The 18,176-nt window shown below is 65.8% G+C and carries 17 protein-coding genes; 8 read left to right on the forward strand and 9 right to left on the reverse strand.

The features are described 5' to 3' along the window. The first annotated feature begins 35 nt into the window (after positions 1-35). From ASE22_RS01800 to ASE22_RS01815, 4 genes are all read left to right on the forward strand, one after another. A complete protein-coding gene (locus ASE22_RS01800; protein WP_235536161.1) occupies positions 36-2,282 on the forward strand; it encodes a hypothetical protein in 2,247 nt (748 codons plus the stop codon). Next, a complete protein-coding gene (locus tag ASE22_RS01805; protein ID WP_056354130.1) occupies positions 2,279-3,049 on the forward strand; it encodes an SDR family oxidoreductase in 771 nt (256 codons plus the stop codon). The genes ASE22_RS01800 and ASE22_RS01805 overlap by 4 nt, the downstream gene beginning before the upstream one ends. An 8-nt stretch (positions 3,050-3,057) precedes the next feature. After that, positions 3,058-4,176, forward strand: a complete 1,119-nt coding sequence (locus tag ASE22_RS01810; RefSeq protein ID WP_156397461.1) for a glycosidase — start codon at positions 3,058-3,060, stop codon at positions 4,174-4,176. A gap of 71 nt (positions 4,177-4,247) precedes the next feature. Beyond that, positions 4,248-4,484, forward strand: a complete 237-nt coding sequence (locus ASE22_RS01815; protein WP_056354136.1) for a hypothetical protein — start codon at positions 4,248-4,250, stop codon at positions 4,482-4,484. A 57-nt stretch (positions 4,485-4,541) separates the two neighbouring features. Here the strand turns inward: ASE22_RS01815 and ASE22_RS01820 are convergent, their stop codons facing one another. Beyond that, on the reverse strand, positions 4,542-5,819 hold the full coding sequence (locus ASE22_RS01820) for a DUF763 domain-containing protein (RefSeq protein WP_056354139.1): 1,278 nt from the start codon (positions 5,817-5,819) through the stop codon (positions 4,542-4,544). 68 nt (positions 5,820-5,887) lie between these two features. Then, the gene (gene xth, locus ASE22_RS01825) at positions 5,888-6,679 is read right to left on the reverse strand and encodes an exodeoxyribonuclease III (protein ID WP_056356212.1); all 792 of its coding nucleotides are present in this window, start codon (positions 6,677-6,679) and stop codon (positions 5,888-5,890) included. 161 nt (positions 6,680-6,840) lie between these two features. Here xth and ASE22_RS26595 point away from each other — a divergent pair, with 161 nt between their 5' ends. The 3 genes from ASE22_RS26595 (at position 6,841) to ASE22_RS01840 (ending at position 8,193) form a co-directional block, all read left to right on the forward strand. Then, entirely contained in the window at positions 6,841-7,014 is a 174-nt protein-coding gene (locus ASE22_RS26595) for a hypothetical protein (protein ID WP_156397463.1), read from the forward strand. 390 nt (positions 7,015-7,404) lie between these two features. Further along, positions 7,405-7,560: a hypothetical protein gene (locus ASE22_RS26600; RefSeq protein ID WP_156397464.1), complete on the forward strand. Its 156-nt coding sequence runs from the start codon at positions 7,405-7,407 to the stop codon at positions 7,558-7,560. Between the two features lie 60 nt (positions 7,561-7,620). Next, the gene (locus tag ASE22_RS01840) at positions 7,621-8,193 is read left to right on the forward strand and encodes an alpha-ketoglutarate-dependent dioxygenase AlkB (protein ID WP_235536158.1); all 573 of its coding nucleotides are present in this window, start codon (positions 7,621-7,623) and stop codon (positions 8,191-8,193) included. 37 nt (positions 8,194-8,230) lie between these two features. Here ASE22_RS01840 and ASE22_RS01845 read toward each other — a convergent pair whose 3' ends face one another. From ASE22_RS01845 to ASE22_RS01875, 7 genes are all read right to left on the reverse strand, one after another. Continuing rightward, positions 8,231-9,274 (reverse strand): LLM class flavin-dependent oxidoreductase, encoded by a 1,044-nt coding sequence (locus ASE22_RS01845; protein WP_056354149.1) that lies wholly within the window; start codon positions 9,272-9,274, stop codon positions 8,231-8,233. 102 nt (positions 9,275-9,376) lie between these two features. Beyond that, positions 9,377-10,471 (reverse strand): MFS transporter, encoded by a 1,095-nt coding sequence (locus ASE22_RS01850; protein WP_056354153.1) that lies wholly within the window; start codon positions 10,469-10,471, stop codon positions 9,377-9,379. A gap of 95 nt (positions 10,472-10,566) precedes the next feature. Beyond that, positions 10,567-12,897 (reverse strand): TonB-dependent receptor, encoded by a 2,331-nt coding sequence (locus ASE22_RS01855; protein ID WP_235536153.1) that lies wholly within the window; start codon positions 12,895-12,897, stop codon positions 10,567-10,569. A gap of 77 nt (positions 12,898-12,974) precedes the next feature. After that, positions 12,975-13,418: an SRPBCC family protein gene (locus tag ASE22_RS01860; RefSeq protein WP_056354157.1), complete on the reverse strand. Its 444-nt coding sequence runs from the start codon at positions 13,416-13,418 to the stop codon at positions 12,975-12,977. Next, positions 13,411-15,516 carry a N,N-dimethylformamidase beta subunit family domain-containing protein gene (locus ASE22_RS01865; protein ID WP_056354160.1) on the reverse strand — a complete coding sequence of 702 codons (2,106 nt, stop codon included), beginning with the start codon at positions 15,514-15,516 and terminating at the stop codon, positions 13,411-13,413. Before ASE22_RS01865 ends, ASE22_RS01860 begins: the two co-directional genes overlap by 8 nt. After that, entirely contained in the window at positions 15,513-16,655 is a 1,143-nt protein-coding gene (locus ASE22_RS01870; protein ID WP_056354163.1) for an aldo/keto reductase, read from the reverse strand. The genes ASE22_RS01865 and ASE22_RS01870 overlap by 4 nt, the downstream gene beginning before the upstream one ends. Beyond that, on the reverse strand, positions 16,652-17,047 hold the full coding sequence (locus ASE22_RS01875) for a TIGR04076 family protein (protein WP_056354166.1): 396 nt from the start codon (positions 17,045-17,047) through the stop codon (positions 16,652-16,654). Before ASE22_RS01875 ends, ASE22_RS01870 begins: the two co-directional genes overlap by 4 nt. Positions 17,048-17,168: 121 nt before the next feature. Between ASE22_RS01875 and ASE22_RS01880 the strand changes: the two genes are divergently transcribed. Continuing rightward, complete coding sequence (locus ASE22_RS01880; protein ID WP_235537506.1) at positions 17,169-18,098, forward strand: helix-turn-helix domain-containing protein; 930 nt, start codon at positions 17,169-17,171, stop codon at positions 18,096-18,098. The last annotated feature ends 78 nt before the right edge of the window (positions 18,099-18,176 follow it).

Genomic DNA, 18,176 nt, shown 5'->3' on the forward strand with positions numbered 1-18,176 from the left:
CCTCCCCGACGAAACGCACAGCAGAGAGGTAGATCTTGGCCACCACGATCCGGCTCGAACCATCGGTCGGCGGCGTCAGCGCGTCGGTACTGGAGCTGCGCGCAGAACTGGCCGAAGGCATGCGCGAGATTGCTTCCTTCGACGTGGCCCAATGCGACGTCAGCGTGTCCGAGGGCCGGAACGCGATCTGGGCAATCATACGCCGCGCGGGATCGGGCGGGCTCGCGGTGCGCGCGGCGCCCTGCCCAGGTGGGGCACGTCGACTCCGTCGCGTCAGGCGCGCGCCGGGCGACGCGCTGCGGCTCGAGGTCGACAGCGCGATCGGCCGCCAGACGATCTGCTTCCGCGATGCCACGGCCGAACTTCCGACCTTGCGGATCCGCACCGAACTGACCCCGGCCGCGCCGTTGCTAGTCCCGTTTCTCCCGCGCGATCTCTACCCGATCGGGACGAATGACGATCCATTGCGGGCCGAGGGCCGGGTCGAGGCAGCCCAACGCGGGCTCAACAGCGGACTGATCTATTTCCACCTCGATGCACCCGCCTTCGGTTCGGTGCTCTATTTCCAGAATCTGACCGCGCTCAACGATTATTTCCGCGCCACCCGGACCACTCCTGACGGCGCGGTCGGCGGGGAATGGCCGGAAATCGGCTACCTCCCCCCTACCCCGCCGCAGAGCGGTACCCCGCCGGTCGATCCGTTGCCGGCGGGCAGGACGATAACGCTCTCCGATGCGGTCCTGATCTTACACGAAAATGCTGCCGGCGACGAGCAGGACCAGGCGTTGCGCTTCCTGCAGATGTCGGGCGCGGCCTATCGACTGACCGACCGCCCCGCGACCGAGTTCCGCGACTGGGTCGCCCGCGCCGATCGAACGCTGAAGGACCTCGATACGGCGCCGGAAGCGACGATCCGCCACTATGGTCATCTCTACGTCCACCCCTATACCGCCGCCGAATATCCCGACGTCATGGTCCAGATGTCGCTGATCGCCTCCATTCGCGACTATGCCGCCTGGACGGGCACCCCGATCGACCTGGCGGCCAGACTGGCCGCCGGCCTCGTCAAGTTCCACGACACCGGCCTCGGCACCATGCGCCGCTACCTGCCCAATGTCGGCAAGGACAAGGACAAGGATGCCGTCGACAGCTGGTATCTCTACCACCCTCTCCTCAACCTCGGGCGGCTGGCACTCGACGGAGACGTCAGGGCGCGCCACTTCTTCCTGGGCTCGCTCGATTATGCGATCAAGGCGGCGCGGCACTTCCGCTACGCCTGGCCGATCCAGTTCAAGGTCACCGATTTCGACATCATCGTCGCGGCGCGCAACGACGACGGCCTTGGCCAGACCGACGTCGGTGGGCTCTATGCCTATGTCATGCTGCAGGCCTATGAGCTGACCAGCGAGGAACGCTTCCTCCACGAGGCGCGCGCCGCGATCGATGCCGCGAGGGACATGCGCTTCGAGCTCAACTATCAGGCCAACCTGACCGCCTGGGGGGCTTCGGCCTGCATGCGACTGTGGCGGATCACCAACGAGAGCTATTATCTGCGGCAGAGCTACGTCTATCTCGCCAGCTTCTTCCACAATTGCGCGATCTGGGAATCGGAGATCGCGCATGCGCGGCATTACAGCAACTTCCTTGGCGCCACCTGCCTGCACGACGCGCCCTATATGGCGATCTACGAATGCTTCGACAGTTTCGCTGCGTTCGAACGCTATTTGAAGGACAGCGGCCCCGATCTCGACCCTGCGGCGCGGATGCTGATCTGCGAATATTGCAAATATGCCCTGCACCGGGCCTGGTTCTACTATCCCGACGCGATACCCGCCGAGATCCTCGCCCAAGAGAACCGCAACGGCCATATCGACCGCAAGCTCTCCTTTCCGCTCGAAGACCTCTACCATGACGGACAGCCGGCGGGTCAGGTCGGCCAGGAGATCTACGGCGCCGGCGCCGCCTTCGTGTTCGCCACGCGCTCCTTCCACAGCGTCGACGGCGCTCCTTTCCGCTTGTTCTGCGACCATTTCCTGCTGGAGAGCGAGCGCCACGGCGCCTGCGCCCTCAGCGCGCAACTCGCCGGCGGCGATCGCTGCGAGGCGGCCCTCAGCGTCGTGCGCCTGCCCCGCCGCAAGCTGCCGAAGATCCGCCTGTCCCTCGGTGACGGCTCGACGGTCCGCCCGAAGCACATCACCCCAGACCGGATCGACTATGCGGTCCCGGCGAATGCGCGGGTGACGATCAACTGGGCCTCCGCCGATATCAAGGACGACCGATGAAGGATCTTTCCGATGCCCACACCGACGAACCGCCACTGAGCGGCCGCAAGGCGATCGTGACCGGCGGCACCACGGGGATCGGTCGCGCCATCGCTGTGCTGCTGGCGAGCGAGGGGGTGCGCGTCTTCATCTGCGGACGCGACCCGGATCACCTCGCCGATGCGCTCGAACGCATCCGCGAGGTCGGTGACGGCGCGGGCATCGCCGTCGATGTCGCCAGACCCGCCGACCTCAAGCGCTTCTTCGACGAGGCCAAGGCCTATCTCGGCGGGCTCGACATAGCGGTGATCAACGCAGCCATCCCGGCCGGCGCCCTCTCGGAGATGACCGAGGAGGAGGTCCGCTACGCGATCGCGACCGATTTCACCGCCTATCTGGTCTCGGCTCACGCGGCCGAGCAGGCGATGTCCGCCGACAAGGACGGTCCCGCCGATATCGTCCTGATCGGATCGATGTCGGCCCATGTCCTCGGCCCCGGCTCGACCGTCTACGCCGCGATCAAGGCGGGGATCGCCGGTTTCGCCGAAGCGCTGCGCCGCGAGCTCGGGCCGAAGGGCATAAAGGTCTCGCTCGTCGAGCCGGGCAAGACCGGCGCCGACATGCAATATCCGGATATCCCGGCAGAAGAACAGCGCCGGATGATCCATGAGGAAACGATGCTGCGCGCCGAGGACATAGCGGTCGGAGTCCATTATCTCCTGACCCAGCCCCGCCGCGCGGTGGTTCAGCAACTCAGCATCACCCCGCGCAGGCAGGCCTCGGAATGAGCGCGCACATGGTCGACAAGCTCGTCCTGGTCCCCGATGACATCGACCTGCGCCGATCGCCGCTCGCGGGCCATCTCGACGCGGAGACCTATGTCTTGGGCGCCTTCAATCCCGGCCTGACACGGCTCGCCAACGGCAATCTGCTGATGATGGTGCGCGTCGCCGAGGCGCTTCGCCATCCGATCCGGGACAATCACGTCCATGCGATCCGCCGGACCGACGAGGACGGCGCCGGACGCTATGTCCTCGATGCCTGGCCCCTCGAACATGCCGACACCGCCGATCCCCGCAAGTTCATGCTGAGAGGCGGCGGCTGGAAGGTGATGGCGCTGACGTCGCTGTCCTGGCTGCTCCCCGTCGAGCTCCGCCCCGACGGGCTCGAGGTCGTCGCGATCCATTATGACAAGGCGGTGGCCCCCGCATACAGCTTTCAATGCTACGGCGTCGAGGATGCGCGGATCAGCAGGATCGGCGACCGCTATCTGATGACGAGCTGTTCGGTCAGCCCCGAGCGCCATTCGACCACGCTCTACACCTCAGACGACGGCCTCGACTGGACCTTCGCAGCCATTGTGCTGGATCACCAGAACAAGGACATGCTGATCTTCGAAGGGCTGATCGACGGGCAGTACTGGGCCCAGACCCGTCCGCTGGGCGACCTTTATTTCGCTTATCCGCCGGGCAGCGAATGGCGCGCAGGGCCTTCGATCAACCTCGCGACCTCGCACGACGCGCTCCACTGGCGACCGCATGTCGAGCCCGGCATCCGCCCGCACGCCGGTACCGTCGCGACCGCGCGCATCGGTGGAGGGACGCCACCGATCCTGACCGATGCGGGCTGGCTCAGCCTGTGGCACGGCGTCGAGCCCAAGGAGATCGTCGGCATCTACCGGACGTATTGGTCACTCATGGATGCGGCTGATCCGGCGAAAATCATTCGAACCGACCATCGGCCGCTGCTCGAGGCCAATCCAGGTCTCACGCGCCCGATCGAGCACCAGATGTATCTTCGCGACATCGTCTTCACCACCGGCATCGCCGACGCCGGCGACCATTATGTCGTCGCATCGGGAGAGGCCGACCTCGCCTGCCGGATCACCCACATACCGAAGGCCGTCTTCGATTGAATGCCGCGGATATCGGCCCTGGGAGGAACGGTGGCGCGGGCCCTTCGTTCTGACAGCGAAGGAGAAGACCAATGGCCAACGACAACCTCCCCAATCGCACATCGCAAGCCGGAGCCGCCGCCGGCGGCCCCGCGGAGAACGGCGTCGACGACGTGACTCTCACCGCCGAGCAGCGCCAGGAACTCCGTCGTCGGCGTGCGATGGCGACAGCCGTCGACGATGCCGATGCCAGCCACGCAGGCGGCATGGGCGCGCAGGGCGGCGCCGTCGATTTCGGCAAGCCGAAGAACTTCGGCCTGCCTGAATAAGCGATCCGCGACCGACGGCCGGCTCTCGCCCGGCCGTCATCGCCCTGCGGCGCGGCGTTACCCGCCCCTAACGCTCTTCCTGGCAATTTCGCCATTCGTCGCCGTAGCTGCTTCCCAGCCGAATACGGAGCGGCCTCCATAAGCATGGCTCTGTCGCCGCTCCTCGGCGATGAAGGCTTCGAAAGACGGCCCGGTGGCGGTAGCTTCGAGAGCGCGTGCTTGCGCATCCAGCCGCCGGATGGCGCCGATCTTCTCGTCCTGGCCGAGCTTGGCCGCCTCCACCGCGCCTTTCAGAATACCGATCGTCTTGTCATAGACCTTGATCGGCACGGGAAACGGGTGTCCGTCCTTTCCGCCATGGGCGAAGGAAAAGCGGGCCGGGTCCGAAAAACGGCAAGGGGCGCCGTGGATGACCTCCGCCACCAGCGCGAGCGACCTGACCGTGCGCGCGCCGATCCCGGGTATCATCAGCAGCTCGGCGAAATCCCTCGGTCCCGCATCGGCAGCGGCGGCGAGCGCGCCGTGCAACCGGCGGATGACGACATCCCCGGAACGGACGTCATGATGGTCGGGCAGGATCAGCAGAGGCAATAGCGGCTCGGCCTCGATCGGCGCCTCGCCGGTCCCGCGCCGCAACGCCGCCATCTCGCGCGCGATCCCGTCGGGGCCGATCGTGCCGAGCAGGTCGAGTTGCGCGGCGCGCGACGGCAGCGCCCGCCGGTCGGTGAGATTGACGATCTCGCCCCCGCCCCGCCCCTCGATCGCGGCGTGCGGCGCGTCGACGAAATTTTCGAGCCCCTCCGACAGCCAGTGGTAGCGCCGCGCGCGGCGGCTGGCGTCGTTCATGCCCTGCTGGACAACCGTCCACGCCCCGTCGTCGGCGACGATGAAGCCGTGCAGGTAAAGATCGAATCCGTCCTGCACCGCGGCGCTGTCGACCTTGGCGACGAGCCTCGAGATGCGGGCCAGCGGCGCCCCGTCGAAACCTGCCAAATCCCCGGCGGCCAGCAGTTCGTCGGGAATCCGCCGGCTATGCCTGCCGCGGCCGCCGCAGACACGGAGCCCCAGTTCGCCGGCCAGCGGCTTGAGCCCATGCTTGAGCGCGCCGATGACGCTGGTGGTAATCCCGGACGAATGCCAGTCCATCCCCATGACCGCACCGAACGACTGGAACCAGAAGGGATTGGCGAGCCGGCGGAGATACTCGTCGCGGCCATAATGGTGGATGATCGCCTGCGTCATCACCGCGCCCAGGCGCGCCATGCGCTGGCCGAGCCATGGCGGAACGCGGCCGCCATGCAAGGGGAGATCGGCACTGCCGGCGCGCTGGGCCATGGTCCACCTTCAGGAACGAAGCACGAACGATATCAGCCTCTGCCCCTCGGGGAAAGGGCCGACCGGACCTATCGGCCCTTCGCCCGCTTCGGCCCTAATTCTATCCACACCGGCGCATGGTCGCTTGTCTTCTCCCAACCCCGCGGACGGCGATCGACCTCGGCCGTCGTCAGCCGCGCGGCGGCCGGCGGGTTGAGCAGGAGATGGTCGATGCGCAGGCCCGCGTCGCGCTCGAAGGAGCGCCGCCAATATTTCCAGAAGGTATAGATGGTTTCGTCGGGATGGAGCTGGCGGATGGCGTCGCTCCATCCCTGCTCGATCAGGCGCCGATAGGCCGCGCGCACTTCGGGCGCGAACAACGCGTCGTCGAGCCATCGCTCGGGCACATAGACGTCACGTTCGGTGGGCATCACGTTGAAGTCGCCAGCGACCACCACCGGTGCATCGAGCCCGATAAGTCCGGCCAGGTGATCGTGCAGCCGATCGAACCAGCGCAGCTTGAAATCGAACTTCGGCCCCGGACGCGGATTGCCGTTGGGCAGGTAGAGCCCCGCGACCAGCACGCCGTTGACCGCAGCCTCGATATAGCGGCTCTGCATATCGTCGGGGTCGCCGGGCAGTCCGCGCCGAGTCTCGTGGATCGCGCCGACGCGCGACAGGATCGCGACCCCGTTCCATCGGCTCTGTCCGTGCCACGCCGCCTCGTAGCCGGCATCGCGGATCGCCCGTTCGGGAAAGCCCTCGTCAGGTGCCTTCAGTTCTTGGAGACAGACGATGTCGGGCTCGGCCAGCGCGAGCCAGCGCAGGAGCACGTCCAGCCGCCCGTTGATCCCGTTCACATTATAGGTCGCGATCTTCACCACCATCACTACGCCGGCGGCGCGGGCTGGTTCCGGCCGAGCCGGATCATTCGGCCCACCGCACATTCGCAACGGCTGGTCGACCGACCTAATCGATGTATGTTGGGGCCGAGACCCCCAAATCCAACATTCGAATTCCCAACGCCACGAAGGGTTTCTCAATGACGATCGCAGAAAAAATCGAGTATTTCGAAGAACGCGCCCGTCAGGAGCGCGAAGCCGCCGCCCGGAGCCAATGTACCGAGGCCCGGCGCGCGCATCTCAACCTGGCTCTCGAGCACGAACGCGCGGCCGAACGCGAGCGCGCCCGGGCGATGGCCATGGCGGCCCGCTAGGGGGCTGAAGACCATGGCCGCGCGAAAACTGAAGGTGTTCCGTACCGCGATCGGTTTTCACGATGCCTATATCGCCGCCCCGAGCCAGAAGGCCGCGCTGGAGGCCTGGGGCAGCGATCGGACCTCTTCGCGACGGGCGCCGCCGAGCAGGTCACCGCGGGGAAGCCCGTGTCGGCCGCGCTGGCGGAGCCTGGCAAGCTCATCAGGATCGCGCGCGGAACGGCCGAACAGCATCTCGCCGCCCTTCCCAGGAAGAAGGCGGGGTCCAAATCGGCCAAGATCGCGGACGCAACCCCTCCCGCCCGTCCGAGGAGCGCGCGACCGAGCCGTGCCGAACTGGACCGGGCGGAAAAGGCGGTCGGGACTGCCGAGACCGTGAAGGAAAGCGCCTTGGCCGCGCTCGATCGCCAGATCGAAGATCTCACCGCTCGGCGCCGTGCCATGCGGCAGGAGCATGACCGCAAGATCGATCGACTGACGGAGCGGCAGGAAGCGGCTCGCGATCGATATGAGCGGAAGCTGGCCGAGTGGGATGACGGCTCCTGACGATATGCCTGGGGTTGCGCCTGCCATAGTTCTTATTATGTTCCATTGATGCCACATCCCGTGACCGCCGCATGCGATCTCTTCGAGCTGCCGCTCCTGCCAGGCTTCGACCTTCGTCCGGACCTGCTGGACGCGGCGGAGGAGCGCGCGCTGATCGCCCGGATCGACGAGGCCCGGCCCAGCCCGTTCCGCTTCCAGCAATGGACCGGCAAGCGTCTCACGCGATCCTATGGCTGGAGCCATGATTTCGAGACGGGCCGCTTCGCCATGACCGACCCGCTTCCCGACTGGCTCATGCCTCTGAGGGAGCGCGCCGCCGGTTTCGGCGGTCTCGATCCGGAGGTCCTCGTCCAGGCGCTCGTCATCCGCTACGACCCGGGCGCGGGCATCGGCTGGCATCGCGACCGCCCGGTGTTCGGGCAGGTCATCGGCATATCCCTTGGCGCGCCGGCCGCACTCCGGTTCCGCCGCCGGCGAGCGGGCCGCTTCGCGCGCATCGCCGCGCCGCTGAGCCCGCGGTCGATCTACCATCTGGACGGCGAGGCCCGGAACGACTGGGAACACAGCATCGCCCCGATCGAGCAAACACGCTGGTCGATCAGCTTTCGAAGTCTCGCGGAAATAGCGGCATAGGCCAGGCTGGGCTACGCGGTTACGGATCGACGCCGCCTCAGTCGCGAAAGGCGGGCATCACCTCGCGCGCGAACAGGCGTACCATCCTGCTCATTTCCTCGAAGCTGCCGAACGACTGGTTGAGGCGCGAGCGCATCGGCAGACCGGTTCCGAAGCCGAGCACCAGGTGCTCGATGCCGGTTTCCGCCCGAAGGTGGCGGATCTGGCGGACGACGCGATCGGGATCGCCCCAGAGCAGCCGCGCATCGGCGATCTCGCGCACCGGCACCGGCTCGCCCAGCACGTCGATCCGGTGCAGCAGCTCGGCGCGGTCATGATCGCGGTTGGACTCGCGCCAATGCTCGAGCAGGCCATCGATATATTCGGGCAGCACGTCCTTCTCGATCGCATCGCCATCCTCGGAGATCCAGGCGTAGCGGCGCAGCACCCAGTCGTTGGTGCGGCCGAGCTCGGCGCATTTTGCGTCGTGGATCGCCTTCATCGACAGGATCGTGTCGTGGGATTCGACGGGACCGCACAGCCAGGCGTCGCCCAGCCGCGCCGCGCGCTCGATCGCCACCTTGACCCCTCCCGCGACCCAGACCGGCGGGTTGGGCTGCTGGATAGGGCGCGGATGGAGGGTCAGTTCGGGAAAGCTGGTGAAGCGACCCTCGTAGGACACATTCTCGCGTGTCCAAAGCAGCCGCATGATCTCGAGCGCTTCCTCCATCCGCGCGCCGCGATCGGCATAGCGCGCGCCATAGGCCTGATATTCGAGCTCGCGCCAGCCAGTGCCGACCCCGATCCCGGCCCGCCCGCCGGAAATCTGATCGATCACAGCGACTTGTTCGGCGACCCTGAGAGGATTGTGGAAGGGCAACTGGAAGATGGTGGTCGAAAAACGGATCTTGCTGGTGATCCCGGTAAGCGCGGCGAGGAAGGTCAGCGGATCGCTGAAATTGCCCATCATGAAATGGTGATGGCCCTGGGTCGCGGTATCGAAGCCCAGTTCCTCCGCGAGGCGGACGAATTCGAAGGTCTTCCTGAGCGGCACCGGATCCGAAGGATCGCGCCACGTCGGCACATAGATCGAGAACCGCATCCCAGCCTCCCCTTGATCCTGACGCGGGCTTTCGCCGTCTGATCGGAATGACCAAGATGCCATGAACCTATTTATCAAGCAACCGCTTGACCAATAATGGCGTCAGGCGTTGCTGGCCTTGCCGCCGCCAGTTCGACTTGGATTAAGCGCCGAGAGCAGCCAGCATGACAGGAACAGCAGGATCGACAGCCCGAGGATCGGGGTGAAGCCATGGCCCATCAGGGGTGTCGATAGCGCGGGCCCGACCGCGAGGCCGAGCATCTGCAGCGCAGCGGCGCGTTGGACCAGCCGACCGCCCCGGTCGATCCCCGCGACGATCGCGACGAGCAGCGGCGTCATCAGGTTGGCGGCGGCGTTGAAGATGCTGATGCCGACGCCATAACCGACCGCGTCGAGCCGCATCGTCATGACGGCGAGCGGCGCGACGCAGCCGATCGTGCCGACTGCGATCAGCAGGCGATGGCCGATCCGCCGGCCGAGCGACGCCGCGAAGGCGCCCGGGATACCGGCGAGTTGCGCGATCGTCAGGCCGTTGGCGACCGCCTGCGGCGCTATCCCCATGCGTTCGCCGATCAGCGATAGGAAGGCCCAGACGACGCCCTGCCCCAGGAAGAACAGGAATATGGCGGCGAGCAACATGTTGAGGCTCGCGCGGCTGCCGGCCTGCGGCTCGGTCGGGCGCTCAACGGGCGCGGGCTGCGCGACCAGCCCGAGCAACCCCAGCCCGGCCGCCGCCATCAGCGCGAGCAGGACGAAGACACCGCCCGTTCCCAGCAGCGCGGCCGCCGCCGGCAGGCCGAAAATGCCGAGCGCGCCATAAGCGAGGACCGCGATGATGAGATGGCCGAAGCTGCGGTCCGGATCGGGTGCCATCCCGACCATCGCATAGCCGAGCGAGATGACGATCCCCGCACCGAGCCCGGCGAGCAGCCGCAGCAGCAGGAAGGCTTCGCCCGTCGTCTGGACGGCGGAAGCGAGATTCGCTCCCGCCATCAGCGCCAGTGCCTGCCCCGCCAGCCATTTCCAGCTCAAACGGGTACCGATCGACGCGGCGGCGATGGTCGACAGCGCGATGCCGAAGATCTCGGCCGAGGCGGCATAGCCGACGATGCTCTCCCCGGCCCCACCCGCGATCAGCACTGATACCAGGCCGGGCTGGATGATGAACACCTGCATGCCGATGACCACCAGGGCCATCCCGGCAAGCACGCGTCGGACATTGGCGGTTCGTTCCAAACAAGCCCCCTACCCGGACGGGCTCCCCCGGGACGGGAGAGCCCGTTTCGACATGATCAATACTTGTAATGCAGACGCAAGAACCATTCGCGCGGGCGCGACCGGACCGCCTGGGAATATTCGGAGCTGGTCACGCCGCTGACGATATAGGCCTTGTTCGTCAGGTTGGTGCCGCCGACCGCCACGTCCCAACGCTTGCTGGGCGACCGGTACGTCAGCGACGCACCCAGCACGCCATAGGCCGGCTGGAACAGCGCGGGATCGTTCGAGAACTCCTTGTACTGCCCGCTGCGCCGGCTGTAGTCGGCCCGCGCGAACAATGTGCCCTTGTCGTCGTTGAAGAAGGTCGCGACGCCGCCCACATTATAGGTGAACTTCGACGTGTTCGGGATCTTGAGCGACAGCGCCCCCGGGAAATTGGCCAGCGCATCGGCACTGAAATCCACATATTTGGCGTCGATATAGCCGAAGCTTCCGTCGAAGCGGAACCAGTCGGTCAGCACCGCCGACCCCTCGACCTCGATGCCCTTGATATGCGCGGTGCCGGCATTGGCGAGCACCGGCACGAACTGGCCGATCGGCCCCGGGCCGTCGGGATCGACCACATAGGTGACCTGGATGTTCTTGTAGTCGGTGTAGAAGCCGGCGACGTTGAGGCGCAGACGCCGGTCGAACAGTTCGCTCTTCACGCCCACCTCGTAGGAGGTCGCCTTTTCCGGGCCCGCATAGGAGACGATGTCGTCGGGATCGGTGCCGGGCGCGGGCATCACGGCGGGGAAGTAGCGCATGGTGAAGCCGCCGGCCTTGAACCCCTGCGAGAAGGTCGCATAGGCCATGAGATCGCGATCGAACTTGTAGCTGAGCGATACCATCGGCGTCGCGGACTTGCTGGTCCGCTTGTACCAGCCGGCCGGGAACAGAGGCGTGCCAACCGGCCCGAAGGCGTCGACGATCGGGTTGGTCACGCCGGGCGTCGGCGTCGTCGCGAGATAGTCGTAGCCGGTCAGCACCTGCAGCCCCGGATTGAACTGCTTGCGCTCGTGCGTATAGCGCAGGCCGCCGGTGACCGAGAGCTGGTCGGTCAGGTCATAGGTGACCTGGCCGAAGGCGGCATAGCTGTCGTTCCGGATCTTGCCCCCCGAGATGAACTGCACGAGCGGCAGGTTGACCGGGAAGACCTGGGTCCCGCTCTCGTGCATGTAGAAGAGCCCCGCGACATATTGCAGCCGCGAGTCCATCAGGTCGCCGAGCAGTTGGAACTCCTGGCTGAACTGCTTCTGCGAGATGTGCTGCTCGACCCCGCCGAAATAATAGGGGGAGCCGTACAGATCCTGAGCGATATCGACGCCGACGTCGCGATAGGCGGTGATCGACCGCAGGGTGACGCCGTCGCCCTTCCATTCGACGTTCAGCGCCGCGCCCTTGATGTCGGTATCCGATTGGTTCGGTCCCGAATTGGTGGTGGTGCGGCTGTCGATCGGCCGGACATATTGGCTGTTGTAGCAATAGGGGTTGCTGAACCGCGCCGCGCCCGCCGTCGGCAGGCAGACGCCGCCGGGCACCGCGCCGTTGTAGATGCCGGCGAAGCCGTCGGTCTCGACCACCTTGAGCAGGACCTGCGCCGGCGACTGCTCGCGGATGCGGGTGCCGTCGAACGACAGCGTCGCCAGCAGATTGTCGGCCAGGTCGGCCTCGATGACCAGCCGGCCGCTCAGCCGGTCGATATTGCCCTGCTCGCCGGTCTTGACCCCGGCGGGGGTCACCCTATCCATGAAGCCGTCGCGGCTCTGATAGGCTCCCGACAGACGCGCGCGGACCTTGTCGGAGAGCGGGCCGGACAGGATGCCCTTGACGTCGATCCGGTTGAAGCGGCCGACCGTCGCCTCCGCTTCCCCCTCGAATTCGTCACTCGGGCGCTTGGAGATGAACTGGATCGCGCCGCCGATCGTATTCTTGCCGAACAGCGTGCCCTGCGGCCCGCGCAGCACCTCGATCCGCTCGATGTCGACCGTGTCGAGCAGCGAGCCGACCGACTTCCCGACATAGACGCCGTCGAGATAGAGGCCGACCGCTGGCTCGACCGTGATGACATAGTCGGTCTGGCCGATGCCGCGGATCGAGATCTGGCTCGACGCGCCACCGCCGGATTCGCTCGCGGCGCTGTCGAACTGGACGTTGGGGACGAAATTGGCGATGTCCGCCGACGACTGGACGTTGCGGTCCTGCAACGCCTGGGCACCGAAGGCGGAGATCGAGAGCGGCGTGGTCTGGACCGACTCCTCGCGCTTGCGAGCGGTCACCACGATGTCGCCCAGCGAGGCCGGATTATAGCTGGTATCAGCGTCGGCGGCCTGCGCCAGCACGGGTGCGGCGGGCAGGAACAGCAAGGTCGAAGCCGTAATAAAAAGAGCGCGCTTTATATATCTCGCGTCCATTTCAATTCCCCTTCTTCAATGACTGATGATTACAGGTCCAATGTCTCCAGCCGTTCGAAGCAGACCCGCCACCCACTGTCGTAATGGTTCCACTCCACCTGATCGCGGAGCCCATGATGCGTGAGGATGAGGCGGCTGCTATTGCCTTCTCCCTGTTCGATGATGACGTCGACGAAGGTCGGTTCCGGGCGCGGCGCCGGATTGGGACCGCGATAGTTCCAGCTCTTGCGGAGCCGCCGTCCCGGCTCGAAGCGCAGGAATTCCCCGATCACGACATGCTTGCCGTCCGGGCCGACGATGTCGTGCCGGTAATGACCGCTCCGCACGGCTTCGATCTCGGCATGGACGAGGTCGTAGGGATCGGGCGCGAGCCATTGCGGCAGCAGGTCCGGGTCGATCCAGGCGCGGAAGATCTGATCGGGCGTCTTGCCCGGAAAGCTGTGCTCGACGGTCGCGGTGATGGCGTCAGTCATTGGGAGACTCCCGGTCGGCCGGCCCCTCGGGTCGGGTGAAGGCGCGGATGACGTTGGCGGTGATCCGGGCGACGTCGTTGTCGCCGCCCCGATCGGCCAGGCAGCTGGTCCAGGCGATCGATGGCGCGGAGAACACCCGCCCGCCCCCGGCCAGCCGCCGATAGGCGATGTGCGATTCCATCGCGCCCCTGGTACCGGTCGACAACACGTCCTCGCTGGCGATGATGGTCAGCGCCGGATCGAAGCCGGTGGCGGTGGCGAGGCGCACGGTGTCGGCCGGCGTGCCGAGATCGCTGCGCATCGCATCGACCTCGAAGCCGGAGGGGCCGCCGAGCAGTTCGGCGCGGGCGTCGACCTGCGCTCCATCGGTACCCTCGAATATCCAGGCCAGCGCGGGATCATGGCTGGCGGGTTCGCGGACATAGGGCCGGCCCTCGCCGAAGGTGACGGCCGCAGTGCCCGTTCCCAGCACGCCGTGCGCCGATCGGCCACGCCAGCGCCAAATGCCTCCCGGCTCGCCGGTCGCCGCCTGGCGGATTTCGCCGGGTTCGGACTGCCACGGAATCGTCCCTGCATAGCCGCGACGGACCTCCATCACATGGGGCTCTTCGGCGAAGATCGAGGTCACGAAATAGAAGGCGTTGCCGCCGAGATGGATCAGCCGGCCGCCATCCCCAATATATTGCTCCACGGCGTCGAAGATTTCCGTGCTCACATATTCCGGATGGCTACCCGTCATCACTGCGCGATAGGGATTCAGCGCCTCGAGGCCCCGTTGGTGGAGGACATGATCGGTGACGATGTCGAAGGGCTGGCCGGTCGCGCGCAGCCATTCGATCGTGGCAATGTCGGCACCCAGTTGGTGCGGGCCGCGCAACAGCGGATGGACATAGTCCGCGCGCATGTTGACCAGCGGTCGACGGAGCGATGCATGCGCGCAGCCCGAACCGTCGCGGTGATAGTCATAAGCACTGACAAGCCGTTGACATTCGGCCCATTTCTCTATCGGCGCGACGATGGCATCGAGCGGCTTTCCCGCGATCGCCTCGACCCCGGGATTGCTCCACCAATGGCGCTCATTGGCATAGGCCAGATAGCTGAACGTCGGGACGAGCAGCGCCAGCGGCGCGGGCGCGGCGTCCGGCGACGGCATGACGAAGAACGGCACCACATCGCGCTGGTCCCCGCTCCGCAGCTCGATCCCATAGGCATCGCTCGGCAGGTCCGCCGGCGGAGTGACCGCGAAGCTTTCCGGCCAGCCCGCATCGCTCAGGTCGTCGCTGTGGAAGGCGATTGCGTCATAGCCATCGGGATTCTCGCTCCAGCCCTGGCTCTCGCCGTCCCAGCCCGGACCGGTGACCCCGCGTTGGGGCGTCTGAAGCAGCCGTCCATGGCGGGCGGCGGGACCTTCGTCGACGACGACGGGGCTCCCGATCTCCCGCGCGAACGCCCAGGCGGCGAGCAGCTGCTCGCCATCCGCGATGCGGGGACGCGCGATCTTGCCGTCGAAGCAGGCGGCGACATGACCACCTTCGACAATCGCTGCAATATGAAAAGCTTGTGGATCGATATTGAGATCGAATGACGGCAGATCGGCCTCGCCCGACCAGTCAGGACGATCCCCGTCTACCACATGGACCGACAGGCTGATCCGGCCGTCCTTGGTGTCCACCCGCACTTCGCTCCAGCGCAGCGCGGCCATCGGCGTGTCCGCAATGATCAAGGCGGGACCCCAGCGCAGGCGCAGGCGACCGTCGCCATCGATGAGCAGCCCGTGCGTCTCGTGCCAGCCGAGCAGCGCCTGGTCGCGCCCGTCGTTCGGCAGCGTCGGACGTATCCACAGCGAAATCCCGGGACGGGCGGGCAGCGGTACGCCATCGGGCACCGCCATGAAGCTACCCGTCACGATCGGTTCTTCCCGGCCGGCATGGCGGCCGTCGATCGCCGATGCGATCGCTACCTGGTCCTCGGCGCGCCGCGCCAGCCGGATCAGCCTCGCCTCGAAGCCGCCCGACGGCGCGCTCACGTGGAAGCCGAGGCTTTCGCCCGGTGCGACCTCGAAGCGGTCGCCATAGCCGATCAGGGGCGCCTGGCTCATGCCTTGATATGATGCCCATAGGGTTCGGCCAGAACGACCGGGTCGCGGTGGCGGATGACGAGCTTGCCGTCCTCGACGTCGAAATATTCGGTCGCGACATTCTCGATCGCATCGCGATCCTCGTCGCGATCGAGATCGTAGCAATCGCCCGCTGGGCCAATCGACCGCGCGAGCACCGCGTCGATCGCCGCGCAGTCATCGGCATCGAGCGCGAATTCGAACAGCTTGAGGTTCTCGGCAAGATGCCGATCGTGACGGGCGCCCTGGATCACCGCCGCGACGGTCGGCTGGTCGAGGACGTAGCGGCTGGCGACTGCAGCCATCGCGACCCCGTGCTTGCGCCCGATCGCGTCGAGCGCCCGAAGCAGTTCCTGGAACAGTGCCCAGCCGCCGAAATCGACGATGATGCGGTAATATTTGTCGAGCGAGACATTTTCGAAGGTCGGACGGCCCGGATCGGGAATACCGAGCCACTTGGCCGAGAGCAGCCCACCGCCGATCGATCCGTAGCCGAGCAGGTGGATGCGGTTTTCCGCACAATATTGCTCCATGCCGTTCTTGGCGCGGCGATCGGTCAGTGAATATTGCACCTGGTTGGCGACGATATCGACACCCGCATCGACCATCTTCGCCAGCTCGGCGACGTTGTAGTTGGTGCCGCCGATATGATGGATCTTGCCGGCTTGCTGGAGCTCCTTGAGGATCAGCGCGGCCTCGACATTGCCGTCGATGGCATAGTTCCACCAGTGGAGCTGGACGAGGTCGAGCCGGTCGACCTTCAGCCGGGACAGCGAGCGGTCGATCGTGTCGACGACGGTCTGGCGGCTGTGGGTGCGAAGCTCGTCCTCCTGCAGGAAAGCCGGGATATATTTGGTGTGAACGGCGACCTTCGACGCCGCTTCGACGCCCCGCTCGCGGCGGAAGCGCTCGATGAAGCGGCCGATCCGCTCCTCCACCCCATAATAGACGTCGCCGCAGTCGAACGCCGTGATTCCGGCGTCGACGAAGGACACCATGTGCCGGTACATGTCGTCATCGTCGCGCACGCTGCTGCTATGGTCGTCGGCGATCTGCCAGTTCCCCTTGATGACGCGGGGAACCGAGAAGTCGGGGCGCAGATCTACGCGGGGAATCGTCATGCATCGTCCTCTGCCTGTTGGGTCTTTTCGAGCGGCGCTCCGGTCAGCGGCAGGGCCGAATTCTCGGAATGCCGGTGCATCCGGCGGGTTTCGCGGATGATCCGGAAACGCCCGCCGCAATGGGGATCGGGACAGGCGATCACCGCATCGGTGTTCATCCAGTCGTTGGGATGAAGGTCGCGCTGCTTCGGCGGCAACAGCGGCAGGATCGCGGCCAGCGAATACATCGGGAAACGAACCCCCTCGCCCATCGTGATTAGGTCATCGTCAGTAACGGTGAAATAATCTCCGACCCGATGCTTGCAGACGAACGGCTTCCCATCGTCGGACGCGACGACCTCTACGCGAAGGTCGTGGAGCGGGTAGCCGTCGTCTGCTTCTACGATGCTCATAATATCTCCGGCAACTTTGATCGCCTGGAGAGGAGGATGCGCGTATCGCTTCCAGTCGGCGCGATAGGAATTGCGCAAAACCGGAATAAATTGCTTTTAATTGAACTTTCACGCAGCTTGAATGACGTGGCAACAAGCGCCCGTCTGGGGTGATCGCGACATGTCGGCAAAGGCAGGGTTCGACTGGTATGGGGATCTGCCCGCAGGGGTCGAATGCCTGACTCGCTGCTACAGCGAGTCGCGCCGCTCGGTCAGCTATTTCATCCACCGGCTCGACCGGGAAACAGCGACGATCAAGGATCAGTCGACCGATCCGGTGATCAGCCTGTCGATCAATCCGGACGGCATCGTCGACCGTTCGGTAGAGGGAAAATGGGAGCGCGCCGAACTGCGTCGCGCATCGCTGACGCTGACCCCGGCCTTTCTCGGTTGCGACTGGCGCTGGACCGGCGAACCGCTCGACATCTTCGACGTCTATCTGCCCTATGAACTGATGCAGGCCGCCTGGGCAGAGCATTTCAAGGGCGATCCCGCGCGCGTGAACCTGCAGGCCAGGCTGGTGTTCGACGACCCGAGCATATTGCTGCTGATGCAGTCGATACTGGCAACGATCCAGTCGCCCCGCCCGATCTCCGCCTTTTTGATGGAGACGATCACCAACCACCTGATTTCCAGTCTGCTCTGTTCCGACAATGGCGCGATCGTGGTGAAGCCCGCGGCGCGATCGGTGCTGTCGAGCCCCGTGCTCCAGCGAGTGAAGGACCATGTCGAAGCGCATATCGCCGAGGATCTCTCGCTCGACCAGCTGGCCCGCGTGGCAGGAGTCAGCCGTTTCCACTTCATCCGCCTGTTCAAGGACAGCGTAGGGCTGACCCCGCACGCCTATCTGATCGAACGGCGCCTGGTCCGCGCCTGCAACCTGCTGATGCACACGAAACAGTCGATCGGCGAGATCGCGGTCGCTTGCGGCTTCGAGGACCCGTCCTATTTCGCCGCGCGCTTCCGCCGCCTTTACCGCATGTGTCCGCGCGAGTTTCGCAAGCGGCTATAGGCGTTCGGCGCCATTTGCTTAATCAGCCCGGAAACCTTTACCGAAAAGCGCAGCCCAGGCGGCCATCACTGGCCAGAA

The organism is Sphingomonas sp. Root720 (assembly GCF_001428605.1).
GTDB lineage: Bacteria > Pseudomonadota > Alphaproteobacteria > Sphingomonadales > Sphingomonadaceae > Rhizorhabdus.